This window comes from Streptomyces sp. NPDC060064 (genome assembly GCF_042736455.1).
GTDB lineage: Bacteria > Actinomycetota > Actinomycetes > Streptomycetales > Streptomycetaceae > Streptomyces.
This window is the reverse complement of sequence record NZ_JBHWWF010000012.1, coordinates 1-12,517: the sequence shown is the minus strand read 5'-3', so window position 1 is coordinate 12,517 and position 12,517 is coordinate 1. Positions and strand designations below refer to the sequence as shown.

Annotated in this window: 13 protein-coding genes; 7 read left to right on the top strand and 6 right to left on the bottom strand. The window is 71.9% G+C overall.

What is annotated here, in order from left to right; all coding sequences use genetic code 11:
• Positions 1-325: 325 nt before the first annotated feature.
• Both ACFWDI_RS16195 and ACFWDI_RS16190 read right to left on the bottom strand, forming a co-directional pair.
• Entirely contained in the window at positions 326-1,111 is a 786-nt protein-coding gene (locus tag ACFWDI_RS16195) for a hypothetical protein (RefSeq protein WP_385304461.1), read from the bottom strand.
• The gene (locus ACFWDI_RS16190; RefSeq protein ID WP_385304458.1) at positions 1,111-1,803 is read right to left on the bottom strand and encodes a helix-turn-helix domain-containing protein; all 693 of its coding nucleotides are present in this window, start codon (positions 1,801-1,803) and stop codon (positions 1,111-1,113) included. Before ACFWDI_RS16190 ends, ACFWDI_RS16195 begins: the two co-directional genes overlap by 1 nt.
• 208 nt (positions 1,804-2,011) lie before the next feature.
• Here ACFWDI_RS16190 and ACFWDI_RS16185 point away from each other — a divergent pair, with 208 nt between their 5' ends.
• Positions 2,012-2,767 carry an ATP-grasp domain-containing protein gene (locus ACFWDI_RS16185; protein WP_385304454.1) on the top strand — a complete coding sequence of 252 codons (756 nt, stop codon included), beginning with the start codon at positions 2,012-2,014 and terminating at the stop codon, positions 2,765-2,767.
• Here ACFWDI_RS16185 and ACFWDI_RS16180 read toward each other — a convergent pair.
• Positions 2,736-3,545 carry an MBL fold metallo-hydrolase gene (locus tag ACFWDI_RS16180; protein WP_385304453.1) on the bottom strand — a complete coding sequence of 270 codons (810 nt, stop codon included), beginning with the start codon at positions 3,543-3,545 and terminating at the stop codon, positions 2,736-2,738. The two genes, ACFWDI_RS16185 and ACFWDI_RS16180, sit on opposite strands and share 32 nt — an antisense overlap.
• A gap of 132 nt (positions 3,546-3,677) precedes the next feature.
• Positions 3,678-3,863, bottom strand: a complete 186-nt coding sequence (locus tag ACFWDI_RS16175; protein WP_385304451.1) for a hypothetical protein — start codon at positions 3,861-3,863, stop codon at positions 3,678-3,680.
• Between the two features lie 128 nt (positions 3,864-3,991).
• Here ACFWDI_RS16175 and ACFWDI_RS16170 point away from each other — a divergent pair, with 128 nt between their 5' ends.
• From ACFWDI_RS16170 to ACFWDI_RS16150, 5 genes are all read left to right on the top strand, one after another.
• Positions 3,992-4,759: a TetR/AcrR family transcriptional regulator C-terminal domain-containing protein gene (locus ACFWDI_RS16170; protein WP_385304448.1), complete on the top strand. Its 768-nt coding sequence runs from the start codon at positions 3,992-3,994 to the stop codon at positions 4,757-4,759.
• 103 nt (positions 4,760-4,862) lie between these two features.
• Entirely contained in the window at positions 4,863-5,882 is a 1,020-nt protein-coding gene (locus ACFWDI_RS16165; protein WP_385304446.1) for an endonuclease/exonuclease/phosphatase family protein, read from the top strand.
• Between the two features lie 67 nt (positions 5,883-5,949).
• Positions 5,950-6,894 carry an NADP-dependent oxidoreductase gene (locus ACFWDI_RS16160; protein ID WP_385304444.1) on the top strand — a complete coding sequence of 315 codons (945 nt, stop codon included), beginning with the start codon at positions 5,950-5,952 and terminating at the stop codon, positions 6,892-6,894.
• Between the two features lie 25 nt (positions 6,895-6,919).
• The gene (locus tag ACFWDI_RS16155) at positions 6,920-7,165 is read left to right on the top strand and encodes a DUF2630 family protein (protein ID WP_385304442.1); all 246 of its coding nucleotides are present in this window, start codon (positions 6,920-6,922) and stop codon (positions 7,163-7,165) included.
• 78 nt (positions 7,166-7,243) lie between these two features.
• Positions 7,244-9,214 carry an FUSC family protein gene (locus ACFWDI_RS16150; RefSeq protein ID WP_385304441.1) on the top strand — a complete coding sequence of 657 codons (1,971 nt, stop codon included), beginning with the start codon at positions 7,244-7,246 and terminating at the stop codon, positions 9,212-9,214.
• A 252-nt stretch (positions 9,215-9,466) separates the two neighbouring features.
• Here the strand turns inward: ACFWDI_RS16150 and ACFWDI_RS16145 are convergent, their stop codons facing one another.
• Together ACFWDI_RS16145 and ACFWDI_RS16140 are read right to left on the bottom strand one after the other, a co-directional pair.
• Positions 9,467-10,822 (bottom strand): flavin monoamine oxidase family protein, encoded by a 1,356-nt coding sequence (locus tag ACFWDI_RS16145; protein WP_385304440.1) that lies wholly within the window; start codon positions 10,820-10,822, stop codon positions 9,467-9,469.
• 119 nt (positions 10,823-10,941) lie between these two features.
• Complete coding sequence (locus ACFWDI_RS16140; RefSeq protein WP_385304438.1) at positions 10,942-11,793, bottom strand: hypothetical protein; 852 nt, start codon at positions 11,791-11,793, stop codon at positions 10,942-10,944.
• 209 nt (positions 11,794-12,002) lie between these two features.
• Here ACFWDI_RS16140 and ACFWDI_RS16135 point away from each other — a divergent pair, with 209 nt between their 5' ends.
• On the top strand, positions 12,003-12,377 hold the full coding sequence (locus tag ACFWDI_RS16135) for a hypothetical protein (RefSeq protein WP_385304435.1): 375 nt from the start codon (positions 12,003-12,005) through the stop codon (positions 12,375-12,377).
• Positions 12,378-12,517: the final 140 nt, after the last annotated feature.

The following is a 12,517-nucleotide window of genomic DNA, read 5'->3' as shown; positions in this document are numbered from 1 at the left end:
CGAGCCCGGGGCGCGGGTTCTTGTCGAGTGCGGGTTGCCTCCGGCGGGGTGCGGGTTCTTGTCGGGTGCGGGATCCGGTGCCCCTCCGGGCTCGACTCCTCGGGGTCGGCGGCGTACAGGCTCTTGGTGCGTGACCCCGGTTTTGCCGCCAATCCCCTGTGGGGACGACCCTGCACGGCCCCTCCCCACCCGAACGACACGGGTGCGGCCCGCCGCGGGGGTACAGCGGTTCGCCGGAGGAAACCACCCACCGGACAGCAACCATCAACGCCCCCGGCCCACGCTCACCACATGACCGAGCAACTGCCCTGACGCCGAATCGCCATCAGGCGCTGGTGAGGACCTCCCAGGCGGCCCGGGCGTCTTCGCCGCGGCCATCGAGATCTTGCCAGTGCGGAGACGTGCCGCTCAGCTTCCTCGCAACTTGATTCAGCCGCTTGCGGTCCTTCGGCGTGATGGCCTCCGCCAGAGCAAACGGATCCTCCACAAGGCTGCACAGGAAAGCGAGGTCCCGGACGTGTCGCTCCGGTTCCCTGTTGTCGACGGCAGCGCCGACGGCCTTGCCGACGATGGCACCGAGGAGATCCGGGCGAGGTACATGCTGCTGCCTGCTGTCGTAGGTAACCGGCACCAACTCAGTGCGCGTCAAAGCCTGCGATGCACCCGGCGCGGGGAAAGCACGGCCCTGGCCGCTCGTGGTCACGTCCGCCGCCGGCCCCAACCCTTCAGGGACCAGTACGTCCACGGATGCGGCGGGAGCGGCGAGATCGATGGCAACTTCCGTCCCCGGTTTCACGTAACGGTGCATCAGACCGTTCGGCCCCGGGTCCCCTGCCGGAACCAGGCCGAGATTCGTGAGGGCACGCACCATCCGGCGCATCCCACGCGGGTCGGCGCGGACATCGACGACGGTGTCGATGTCCGTGGAGACGCGTGGAGACGGCCGGCCGCGTTGAAGGCCGTGCAGCATCACCATCTGGCCGCCGACCAGCGTCCACGGGGCATCGACCGCGTCTGCGAGATCCAGCAGAAGCCGCCACAGTTCATCGGCCGCGCCCGCCAGGGGTGGCAGTTCGACGGGATCGATGTCCAGCCGCGGTACACCGTGCATCACTGCTCGTCTCCTTCAAGGGCGGGGAACCGGGCATCCAGCACGCTCGAGTACAGCCTGCGAGCGGTACGGCGCGAGCGCTCGTCGCTCGCGTCCCACAGGTCCAGAGCGACCGCTGCCCGCCCAGGGCCATCGTCGAACGGCCAGACTTCTTGCGGCACTTTCACCACGGCGTTCGCCTCTCGGCGGGGCACCTGGCGAAGTGCCAGCTTCCGCATTGCCCTGGCCGCGGCGTCCTGCCGCAGATAGACCTCCACCTGCCCGGGATCCACGATGTCCTGTCCTGGCGCCGACGCCCCCGCGGGCACTGCGCCCTCGAAGGCGAGCAACCTCGGCAGTGCGGCTGGGTGCCCTCGCAGCCACAACACTTCATTGCGCCGTCGCACCCAATGGCCGACCTGAGCGATTGACGGCCGTGCGCGCAGCCGTGCGCGCAGCCGGGAGCGTTCGGATGCCTTGAGCCATGGAGCGCGCCCGTCGTCGAGGAGGTCAAGGAGTCCCCAGGCCACCCGGCCGGCCATGGGCCTTCCGGCGGGCCGGTCCTGCCCCCACTCGTCCACATCCGCCGACAGCACCACCCACCGTCCACCGATGAGCCGAGCGGGCAGATCCCCGTCGTGAATCAGTGCGAGGACCCGCTGGCGGGACACACCGAGGCTCGCGGCGGCCTCGGAAACCGAAAATTCGATCACCGTGCCACCCTCCTTGACATTTTCATTGTCGATCGACAACAGATGAGCGAAGCGCTTGGCTCTAATGTTGCCGAGTGACAATAAAAGAGTCAACTTCTATGCGGTCATGTGGTGAGTGTGAGCCCGACCCCGAGGAGTTGAGCCCGGAGGCCCGGGCCCCGCGGCGAAACAAATCCCCGCACCCGACCCGGCCCGCTAACGTCCCCCCATGCCCCAGCCGCGCCTGCCCGCGCTCCTCGCGCCCGTGCCCCGTACCAGCACCGCCGTGCTGCTCGCCAAGGTCGCTGCCTGGCGTGGCCTCGACGTGGTCGCCGTGCCGCCCGAGCGCGGTGAGCGGGACCTGCACTGGTACGGCGGGCCGCTCGCCGCCGCTCGGGTCACGGGACGGCTCGGCGTCGGGCTGCTCGAGCCGCACGACGACTGGCTCAGCACACTTCCGTACGAACTCACCCGCCGCCGCATCGAGTTGACGACCCTCGCCGAGGCCTGGCAGCTGCAGGCGCCCGCCTTCGTCAAGCCGCCGTCCGACAAGTCCGTGCCCGCCGCGGTGTACGCGGACGGTACGCGGCTGCCCAAGGACGGCGACCGGATCGGGCCGGAGACGCCCGTACTCGTCAGCGAAGTCGTGGAGTTCGCCGCCGAGTACCGGCTGTTCGTGCTCGACGGCCAGGTCCGCACCGGCAGTCGGTATGCCGTCCACGGGCGGCTGGACCCCGCGCCTCTCGACCCCGCAGCGCGGGACTTCGCCGGCGAGCTGCTGCGGCAGAGCGCACACACCCTGCCCAGCGCCGTCGTCGTCGACACAGGACGGCTCGACGACGGCCGGTGGGCTGTTGTCGAGGCCAATATGCCGTGGTTCGCGCAGAGTTACGCGGCCGAGCCCGGCCATGTGCTCGACGTCGTCCTACGCGCCTCCGGACCCCGCGCCCGCATCAGTGCACACGACCGAGCCTTTCTGCGCTGAACCGCGCGAACTCGTGCGCGTCGTGCGACGAGAAGATCCGGATCAGCCTCGGGTCGGCACGCCGCAGCTCCCGCAGCCGCTCCAGTTGCGTCAGCCGCTCGGAGTGGTTCTCCGCGACCAGCCGCTGATGCAGCGCCGTCGCGCGCGGGCAGCGAGGCCGGCGCTGGTCGATCTCGCCGTGGAAGAAGTACGCGTCGCCCGCGTGCAGCAGCCACCGCGCCGGCTCCTGCACGGCCACCGCGCAGTGCCCCCGGGTGTGCCCCGGCAGCGGCACCATCAGGATGTCCGGCGAGCGCAGCACCCGTGCCGCGGCGAAGCCGTGCCAGTTGGAGTCCGCCGTGTCGTGGACGACCCACTGCGGACCGTGCGCCCACTGCGCCGGGACATAGCGGCTGGAGTCGAGACGTGTCTCGCGGCGCATCGCCGCCCGGTACTCGTCGGCCATCACATGGACCCGCGCGTGGGGGAAGTCCGCGAGACCTCCGGCGTGGTCCTGGTCGAGATGGGTGATGACGATGTCCTGTACGTCGTACGGGTCGTAGCCCAGCGCCCGGATCTGGTGGACCGCCGTACGCGAGAGATCCAGCGTCGGCCGCATGGTCCGCCGGAAGAACGGCCCGAGCCGCCGCGGGTCCGAGACATCCGCGGCGCCCAGACCCGTGTCGACCAGCACGAGGCCGCTGCCCGTCACCACCAGCAGGCAGTGGGCGACCAGTGGGGCGCCGCCGACCGGGTGCATCGGGGCGCAGTCGAGGTGGTGGACGATGGGCTGAGACATGCGAGGCTCCGGCTACGCGGGGAGGGGAAGGGTCGTCGCGAGGCCGAGCTGGGTGAGGATCGTCGCGGTGTCGAAGCAGACGCGCTCGCAGGCCAGTTGCTCGTCCTCGAAGAGGGACATCGCCGGTGTCCGTCAGCGTAAAGCGCGTCCGGCGGGCGGGAAGCCGTACAGCTCGCCGTTGTGCCCGTCGAAGACCTGGCCGGTGGCGAGGATCGCGTACCGCGGATGACCGAAGGCCCTCGGTGTGTCGCCGACCTCGTGCCGGTTCTCGCTCTCCCTGTGCTCGAGGACGAGAGCCTCACGCGCTTCCTTCGTCATCTTGCGGGCGCCCCCCAGGCCGGATATCCCGTACTTACGCCGTAAGTACGGGACCGAGCGAAGCACTTACGCTGTAAGTCGTCAAGGAGTGCGGCAAGAGTCCGCGAAACCCACTCAGGAGCCCCCCGATGTCTGACGGAAGAACCCGTCAACAACCCATGGAGCGCGGTACATCGGCCCACCGGCCGTCGTCCCGCGAGCCGTTGTCCCGTGAACGGATCGTCAGCGCCGCGCTCCGGATCATCGACAACGAGGGTGTGGACGCGCTCTCCATGCGCCGGATCGCCGCCACCCTGGGCGTCCAGGCGATGTCGCTCTACAACCATGTGGGCGGCAAGTCGGACGTCCTCGACGGGGTCACGGAGTTCATCACCACGGACATGCAGCTGTCCCGGCGGTCCCCCGGCGACTGGGAGGAGGGCATCCGCTCGGTCGCGTACGCCTTCCGTCGCTCGTCACTGCGTCACCCGCGCGCCTGCGAGCTGGTGCTCACCCGCCAGCTCTCGTCCCCCGGAGCGCTCCCGACCATCAACTGCTCTCTCTCCGTCCTGCTCGACCACGGCTTCGACGAGGCAGCCGCCGTGCATGCCCTGCGGCTGCTCATCGCCTTCCAGGTCGGCTCACTGCTGCGGGAGTTCCATTCGCCCGGCTTCAAGGGGGAGGACGAGTCGGTCGTACGGGAGCGCGCGGCGTATCTCGAGGGCTCGGGCTTCGCGGCGGTGGCGAAGCTCGCGCCGAAGCTGGCGGTGATCGACCACGAGGCGGAGTTCACCTTCGGGCTCGAGCTGCTGATCAACGCGCTGCGCCAGTACGCCCCCGAGCAGCCCACGAAGCTCGAGCAGTCCAGGAAGTCCGAGCAGCCCAGGAAGCCGGAGCGACCCGAGGTCCCCAGGTGACGTGCGGCGAATCGCCGCGACAGCCGCAACAAAGTCGCCGAGACTGACGTCCTTACCAGTGGAGTGACTCGACCGTCGGAACATCCCGCGCCCGGAGGCCGGTTTGGACAGCGCCATCTCGACGGCGGCTCCGGCCGCCGAGCCGGACGCCCCCTTCCGCCCCTCCGGCGCACGGCGCGCCGCCGCCTGGCTGGCGACCCTGCTGCTGATCGTTCCGAGCGTGGTGGCCGGCTGCCGCGTCGCGGACACCGACGGCATCACCCCGGTGCCGCAGCTGCTCGCCTTCCTGCCCTGGCTGCTGCTGCCGGCCGGGGCCGCCCTGCTGCCGGCCCTCCTCGCGCGGTGGCGCACCGGCATGGTCTGGGCGGCCGCGGTGCTCGTCGTCACCGGCTGGTTCGTCAGGCCGTACGACACCGGGCTGACCGACGATCCGCCGGGGCCCGTCGTCGCCCGCCTCGAAGTGCTCACGTCCAACGTCGAGTTCGGCAACGCCACCGAGGGACTGCTGGCCGCCGTCCGCCGCGAGCGGCCCGACCTGGTGTTCATCCAGGAATGCGATCCCAGCTGCACGGACGCGCTCGCGGCGAGGGTCTCCCGCGGCGACTATCCGTACCGCAAGGTCGTCGAGGGCTACGCGGCCAGTGGCTCGGCCATCCTCAGCAAGCTCCCGCTGCGCGCCGCTCCGGGCGTCGACGGCACGCTCGCCATGCCCGGTGCGGTCGCCGTCGTCGGCGACCGCACCGTGAACCTCCAGCTCGCCCACCCGCTGCCGCCCATCCCCAGCGGCGTCGCCGACTGGCAGCGGGAGCTCGGCCTGCTGCGTACGTACGCCGCCGGGGTGAAGGGACGGCCGGCCCTCGTCGCCGGTGACTTCAACGCCACCCAGGACCACGCCGCCTTCCGCCGGATCCTCGACGCCGGAGATCTGCGCGACAGCGCCACCCTCGCGGGCGCCGCCCGCACCCCGTCCTGGCCGTCCGCCGTCCGCCGGCCGCTGGGCGCCCAGATCGACCATGTGCTGATCAGCGAGGACTTCTCGGTGCGCAAGGCCCGCTTCCTGGACCTGGCCGACACCGACCACCGGTCGCTGCTCGTCCAGCTCGAACTGCACGACGTGCGCTGACCGGCCGCCCGGGTGAGAGTGGGGACGTGGATGATACCGGGGGGCCGTCCATCAGGAGGCGTTCCCGATGCGCGCTGTCGCCGTCAAGGCGTTCAAGGCCGAGCCCGAACTGATCCAGGTTCCCAAGCCGGAGCCCGGCGTGGGCGAGGTGCTGGTGAAGGTCGAGTACGCGGCGCTCAACCCGTACGACTGGCAGGCCGCCGACGGAATGCTTCAGGGCCGGGCAGCGCATGTGTTCCCGCTGGTCATGGGCGTGGACTTCGCGGGCAAGGTGGATGTCGTGGGCCCCGGCGACAGCCGCTTCCGGGTGGGCGACGCCGTCTTCGGGCAGGCCGCGCGCCCGCCCGTCGGGACCGGGACGTACGCGGAGTACGTGACCATGCCGCAGGACGCCCCCATCGCCTTCGTACCGGACGGACTGCCGCTGAAGACCGCGGCGCTGCTGCCCACCTCCGGGATGACCGCCGCGCAGATCCTTGAGGCGGCGGGCGTAGGGGTCGGGCAGAGCCTGCTGGTCGTCGGCGCGGCGGGCGGCGTCGGCAGCTATCTGACGCAATTGGCCGCGGCGGGTGGCGTACGGGTGCTGGCGGCTGTGCGCGGCGACGAACAGCGGCGGATGAGCGCGCTCGGTGCCACCGTCACCGTCGACACCACCGCGCACGATCTGGCGGCCGCGGTACGGGACGCGAGTCCGGACGGCGTCGACGCCCTGGTCGACCTGGTCTCCGGCGACCCGGCCTCCTTCGCCGCGAACGCCGCCTTCGTACGTCCCGGAGGCCGGGCCCTCACCACTCGTTTCGCCGCCGGACCCGCGCGGCTCCCGGCTGGTGTCGAGGGCGCCGACTTCCGGCTGAACGCCTCGGCGGCGCTGCTCGACATCCTCGCCGCGGCAGTCGCCGACGGTTCACTGAAGGCACCGGTCGACGCCGAATTCCCGCTCGAGAAGGCTCCGGAAGCGCTCGCGCAGAGCCGGGCGGGCGGCGCGCGCGGCAAGACCGTCTTCGTCCTCTGAGACTCGTCCTCCGAGAGCAGGTGTCATGGACAACGACCAGATATTCGGCAACATCACCGCACTCGTCGCGGAGGAACGCTCGCTGCGCGAGCGCTCCGGCCGGCAGCTCGGTCTCGACGCCGACGAACAGGCCAGGCTGAACGCCGTCGAGGTCCAGCTCGACCAGTGCTGGGACCTGTTGCGTCAGCGCCGCGCCAAATCGGAGTTCGGCGACGACCCGGACACGGCCAGGGTCCGGCCCGCCGACGAGGTGGAGGACTACCGCGGCTGACCACCCGGCCCGGCCGCCGTCGGAGGCCCGGTCACCGTGCGGAGGAGTTGCGCCGGACGGCCTCTTCGGGGTCTTTTGATGACCATGGGCGAAGACAAGGGCGGGACGGGGACGCGGGCGGGCCGGCTGACGCCGCCCGACTGGCTGCTGAAGGGCCTGCTGCCGCAGACCGCGCCCATACCCTGGGCCGCCGTCGCCCGCGCCGCCGTCGCGCTGTCCGCGCCGCTCGCGGTCGGGCTCGCCGCCGGGCAGCCCATGTACGGCGCGGTGGTGTCGATGGGCGCACTCTCGGGCGTCATCGGCGACACCGCCGACTCCTACCGGATGCGTATCTTCAACATCGCCGTCCCGCAGCTCTTCGGCGCGGTCGGTGTCACCCTCGGCACCCTCGTGTACGGAGAGGGCTGGCTCGCGGTTGTCGCGCTGACCTTCGTCGCGCTGGTCTCCGGGATGATCTCGTCGATCGGCGCGGTGGCGTCCGTGTCCGGGCTGCTGCTTCTGATCAACGCGGTGGTGGGGGCCGGGCTGCCGATGCCGGAGCCGTGGTGGAAGCCCCCGCTGCTGCTGAGCCTCGGCGGGCTCTTCGTCCTTGTACTGACGCTGCTGGCCTGGCCGTTGCGCGGCCGGGAGCCGGAACGGGCCGCCGTCGCCGCGGCCTACGAAAGCGTCGCCGAACTCTTCGCGACGGCGGGCACCGCGGCGTACGACGAAAAGCGCCAGGCCGTCACCCAGTCACTCAACACCTCCTACGACCTGATCCTTGCCCGCCGGGCCCGGGACCACGGGCGCAGCAGCCCGATGGTCCGGCTGCTCGCCCAGCTCAATGCGCTCATCCCGCTGGTCGAGGGCGGCGCGGCGGCGCACCGGTACGGCCGGGCCTCCCGGCGGCCCGAAATCGCCGCCGCCGTACGGGATTTGGCGGACGCGGTCGCCGAGGGCCGCAGCGAGGCGCCGGAGCTGGTGCTGCCCGAGCCGGAGGGTCCGGCCGACCGCGCCGTCGACGCCGCGCTGCGGTACGCGGCCGCCGTCGTGCACAAGGCCGACCCCGACCCGTACAACGTGGACGACCGGCTGGGCCGGCCCGCGGCGCTGCGCGTCCGGGCCCGGCGTGCGGCCCGCAATGTGCTGCTCTCCGAGCCGTCCTGGCGGTACGGGCTGCGGCTCGCGCTCTGCATCGGGCTGGCCCAGTCCCTGGTGTCCCTGGTGCCCGTGTCCCGCTCGTACTGGGTCGGGCTCACCGTCACCTTCGTCCTCAAGCCGGACTTCGGCTCGGTCTTCTCCCGCGCGGTGCTGCGCGCGCTCGGCACGGCGGTGGGCCTGGTCACCGCGGCGGCGGTGCTCTCGCAGGTGCCGCGCGGCTGGTGGGACGTACCGGTGATGATGGTGCTCGCGGCGCTCATCCCCGCGTTCTCCGTGAAGGGGTACGCCTTCCAGACGGCGGCCATCACACCCGTGATCCTGCTGCTCTCCGACGTCCTCAACCACCAGGGTTTCAACCTCGTCGTGCCGCGCCTGCTGGACAGCCTCATCGGCTGCGCGATCGTGCTGGTGGCGGGCTATCTGCTCTGGCCGGAGAGCTGGCACACCCGGATCGGCGACCGGCTGGCGACGGCGGTGGAGGACACCGCGCGCTATGTGGGGCGCGCGTTCGGGGCGGACGAGGATCAGGGGGAGAGGGTGCGCAGGCGCCGCCGGATCTATCGCGATCTGTCGTCCGTACGGTCGGAGTTCCAGCGGGCCCTGACCGAACCGCCGCCGGTGGGGGCGCGGGCGGCGGCGTGGTGGCCGCTGGTCGTCGCGGTCGAGCGGATCGTGGACGCGACGACGGCGGCGCGGGTCCGGGTCGACCACGGGGCGGAGCCGCCGACGTCGGTCGAGGTGGCGGCCATCGAGCATCAGCTGCAGGAGCTGTCGGAGGGGCTGCGGTCGAACGTGGTCCTGGTGGAGGTGCGGGCGGAACTGGAGGGCGACGAGCAGGGGGTGCTGGCGCCGCTGCGTCAGGAGGTGAAGGCGGCAAGGGCGATCGCCTCACCCGAGCGGCCCGTCTGACCCGGGGCCAGGGCCTGGGGCCGGCCCCTTGAGCGTCGCCGACACCCTCTTGCCGGGTCCGGTCCGTGCGGCGGACCCAGCCGTCTGCCAACGCGGCGACCAGAGCCGGCCCATGCCCGGTCTCGTCGTGGAGCGCGGCTGCCCAACACGGCGACGGCGTTCCCGCTGCGGACGACATCATCCTGCTCGGCAGTCCCGGCACCGGCACCGGCACCGGCACCGGCGCCGACAAGCCCGGCGCCGGGGGCGCGATCAGAGGGCTGCCAGCACCTCGCCGGCCGCCCGCTCGCCCGAGCGCACGGCCCCCTCCATCAGCCCGTGCATCAGCGTTGCCGTCTCCGTGCTCGCCCAGTGGATCCGGCCCACCGGCCGGCGCAGTGCCGGGCCGTAGTTGGTCAGCACGCCCGTGGGGAAGTAGCCCACCATCCCGCCCAGCGACCACGGCTCGGCGGACCAGTCGGTTTCCAAGTAGCCACTGGGGGTGTGAGCCTGCGGGCCGAACCGCTCGGCGAGCGCGTTCAGCCACACGTCCCGCCGCTCCTTGGGTTCCAGGCGGCCCAACTGCACGGCGCCGGGTCCGAACGCGTAGCTGCTGAGCACCCCCGGCCGGCCCGAGCGCGGCGTCTGGTCGATGGTGACCGTGACCGGTGACTGGGGTGCCAGCGTCTGTCCCGACAGGTGCTGCTCCCGCCAGAACGGCTCCGGGTATGTCGTGAGCACCCGGATGATCGCGCCGGGCGCCAGCCGCTGCCGCAGATGGCTGTGGTCGGGGGGCAGCGGCGGGTCGAAGGCGATCCGGCCGGCCAGCACGGGCGGGGTCGCCACGATCACCCGCCGCGCCCGCACGGTGAGCGCGTCGGAGTGGACCTGCACATCGGTGCCGTTGTACGTGATCTGCCGGACCGGGGACGACAGGTGCACCGCCTCACCCAGCCGCTCGGCGATCCGCCGGGCCAGCTCCGGCGCCCCGCCGTCCACCAGGTGGGTCTCGGTCTTCCGGCTGTCGGTGTAGTAGTTGAAGCTGCCGCCGCCACGGGCCAGGACCAGCGCCCCCAGCAGCGAGACTTCCGCCGGATCGGCGCAGAACAGCAGGCTCATCGCTGACGTGAGAAGGGCGCGGGCCTTGTCCGACGGCACGTTGTGCGGCTGGGAGATCCACTCCCCGAGCGTGCGGGCGTCCAGCCTGCGGGCGCCCCGGGCCTGCCAGGGGGCGTCGGCCGGAAGCCGCCGCGCCATCTGGTTCAGGCGCATGAACGCGAGGCCCAGAGAGGCGACCGCCACCGGTCCGATCTTGGGGATCAACCCCCGGTAGCGGTGGTTGATGCCATTCAGGCGCAGGACCTGCTCCCCCTGCTCGTACTGGGGGTACACCTCCATGCCCAGCTCCCGGCAGAGCTGGAACATCCGGTCCTGGCCCTTGCCCAGCCAGGTGCCGCCCGCCGAGACGACCGTGCCGTCCGGCATCTCCCGGTTCCACACTCGCCCACCGACCCGGTCCCGGGCCTCGAGCACCACCACGTCGCGGCCGGCGTGTGCCAGTTCCCGCGCGGCGGCCAGACCGGCGAAACCCGCACCCACCACGCACACGTCCGCTTCCAGGCGTTCCATGGCTCACCTCCAGCGTGCAGTTTTCCCGCCCGCGGCCTGTCGCGCCCGGCGAGGTCACCCATCCGAGGAGCAGCCCGGCGGGCCCGATGGGCTCAGGCCGCTCAGGCCGCACAGGCCGCTCAGGCCGCCCGTGCCGCTCGGGCGGGGCGGCGGCGGTCCGCCAGCCAGGCCGCCAGCGCCAGCGCGAGCCCGGCCGCCAGGACCCACCACGCCGTCGTGCGCAGCGTCGCCGTCAGCGCGTCGTACACCGCGGCCGCCGCCGGGCGGTCCACATCCGGCGGCAGATCGTCGAGGGCGAGCCCGCGCCAGACCGAGACCGCGATGCGCAGCAGCACCGCGCCCGCCGCGAGCGCGAGGCCGAGTCCGACGAGAGCGCGCATTCTGCGTACGGCGAGAAGCACCCCGCCCGCCGCGATCAGCACCGTCGCCACCGCCAGCCACGGCCCGGCGATCCGCAGCTCGTGGAAGACGTCGCGCACCGTGCCGAGCTTGCCCGACTCCAGGATCGTGATCCGGGTGTGCTCGACGGGGATCTGGTCCACGAACGGCACGTTCTCGTCGGCGAGCTGCTGCTTCACCCGCTCGGTGACGGGTGCCAGATCGATGCTGACCGCACTGTCGCCGCCCTCGGCCAGAGCGTCTTCGACGGCGGTGTGGGCGGCGCGGTTGACGGTGTTCCAGACGGTCTTGAAGGCGGCGGTGCCGGCGAAGGAGAGCACGGCGTCCCGCACCAGGCTCTCGACGCCCTCCTGGAACGGGCCGGCTTCGATCCGCTTCTTGACCTCGTCGGTGATCCGGACGGCGACGGCGTTCTGCACACGGGAGTCCGAGGCGAGCGGCTCCATCGTGGCGACGTAGCTGTCGGTGTCGCCGATCTCCCGGTCGACCCAGACGGCGAGCGCGCTCAGCGGAGTCAGGACGGCGACGAGGACGATCAGCAGCGCTGACGCCGTTGAGAGGAAGCTCCGCACTCCTCAAGGGAACGCGGGCGGCGGCGCGGGCGCGAGCGGTGCGCCGCCGACCGGGGGCCGGAGGTTCAGCGCCTTCCGGCCCGGTCTGCCGAATGGGCCCGCCGGCCCGGTCCGCCGAATCCGGGGCGGTCTTCCGACTTGCCAGGCGACAGGTGCGGGTGTGCTCTGAGAGGAGGACGCGGGGGACGAGAGGGAAGGAGCTCTCTGCCATGGCCGCACATGCAGCGGTGCCCGCACGGCACCACGGTTCTCTCGGCTGGGCGATGCCCGCCACCCTGGGCGTGGTCTACGGCTTCTACGCGGCGTTCGTCCATCGCAACGGCGGGGCCATCACGGGCGGTGACGTCCTACTCGGCGTGGTCGCCGGCGTGGCCTTCGCGGCGCTCGCGTACACGCTGGGCAGGTTCCAGCACTCGCTCCCGCGCGAACTGCGCGCAGCCGCGTACGGGGCGCTGTGCGCCGCGTCGATGGGCTACCTGATCAGCCTCGCCGGGGGGAGTGTGCTCAGGTCGTCGGCCATCGCGCTGGCGATCGGCGCGGGGGTGGCCGTCACCGCCTTCTACATCTTCTACGAGCGGGAGTAGGACCGGGCAGAACCCCTCGTAGCCGTCCTCTTACCCCCGTCCTTCCTGTGTGCGCCGCGCGGCCGCCGACTCAGATCCGGCGGCCCCGCGGCGGGGGGGTGGTGTGTTACCGGGGTGTAGTTATAAAAAATAAGATCCCA

Bases quoted from the DNA above. Each gene is read 5' to 3' on its own strand.
- ACFWDI_RS16195 (WP_385304461.1), bottom strand. From the start codon at position 1,111: ATGCACGGTGTACCGCGGCTGGACATCGATCCCGTCGAACTGCCACCC.
- ACFWDI_RS16185 (WP_385304454.1), top strand. From the start codon at position 2,012: ATGCCCCAGCCGCGCCTGCCCGCGCTCCTCGCGCCCGTGCCCCGTACC.
- ACFWDI_RS16180 (WP_385304453.1), bottom strand. From the start codon at position 3,545: ATGTCTCAGCCCATCGTCCACCACCTCGACTGCGCCCCGATGCACCCG.
- ACFWDI_RS16175 (WP_385304451.1), bottom strand. From the start codon at position 3,863: ATGACGAAGGAAGCGCGTGAGGCTCTCGTCCTCGAGCACAGGGAGAGC.
- ACFWDI_RS16170 (WP_385304448.1), top strand. From the start codon at position 3,992: ATGTCTGACGGAAGAACCCGTCAACAACCCATGGAGCGCGGTACATCG.
- ACFWDI_RS16160 (WP_385304444.1), top strand. From the start codon at position 5,950: ATGCGCGCTGTCGCCGTCAAGGCGTTCAAGGCCGAGCCCGAACTGATC.
- ACFWDI_RS16155 (WP_385304442.1), top strand. From the start codon at position 6,920: ATGGACAACGACCAGATATTCGGCAACATCACCGCACTCGTCGCGGAG.
- ACFWDI_RS16150 (WP_385304441.1), top strand. From the start codon at position 7,244: ATGACCATGGGCGAAGACAAGGGCGGGACGGGGACGCGGGCGGGCCGG.
- ACFWDI_RS16145 (WP_385304440.1), bottom strand. From the start codon at position 10,822: ATGGAACGCCTGGAAGCGGACGTGTGCGTGGTGGGTGCGGGTTTCGCC.
- ACFWDI_RS16135 (WP_385304435.1), top strand. From the start codon at position 12,003: ATGGCCGCACATGCAGCGGTGCCCGCACGGCACCACGGTTCTCTCGGC.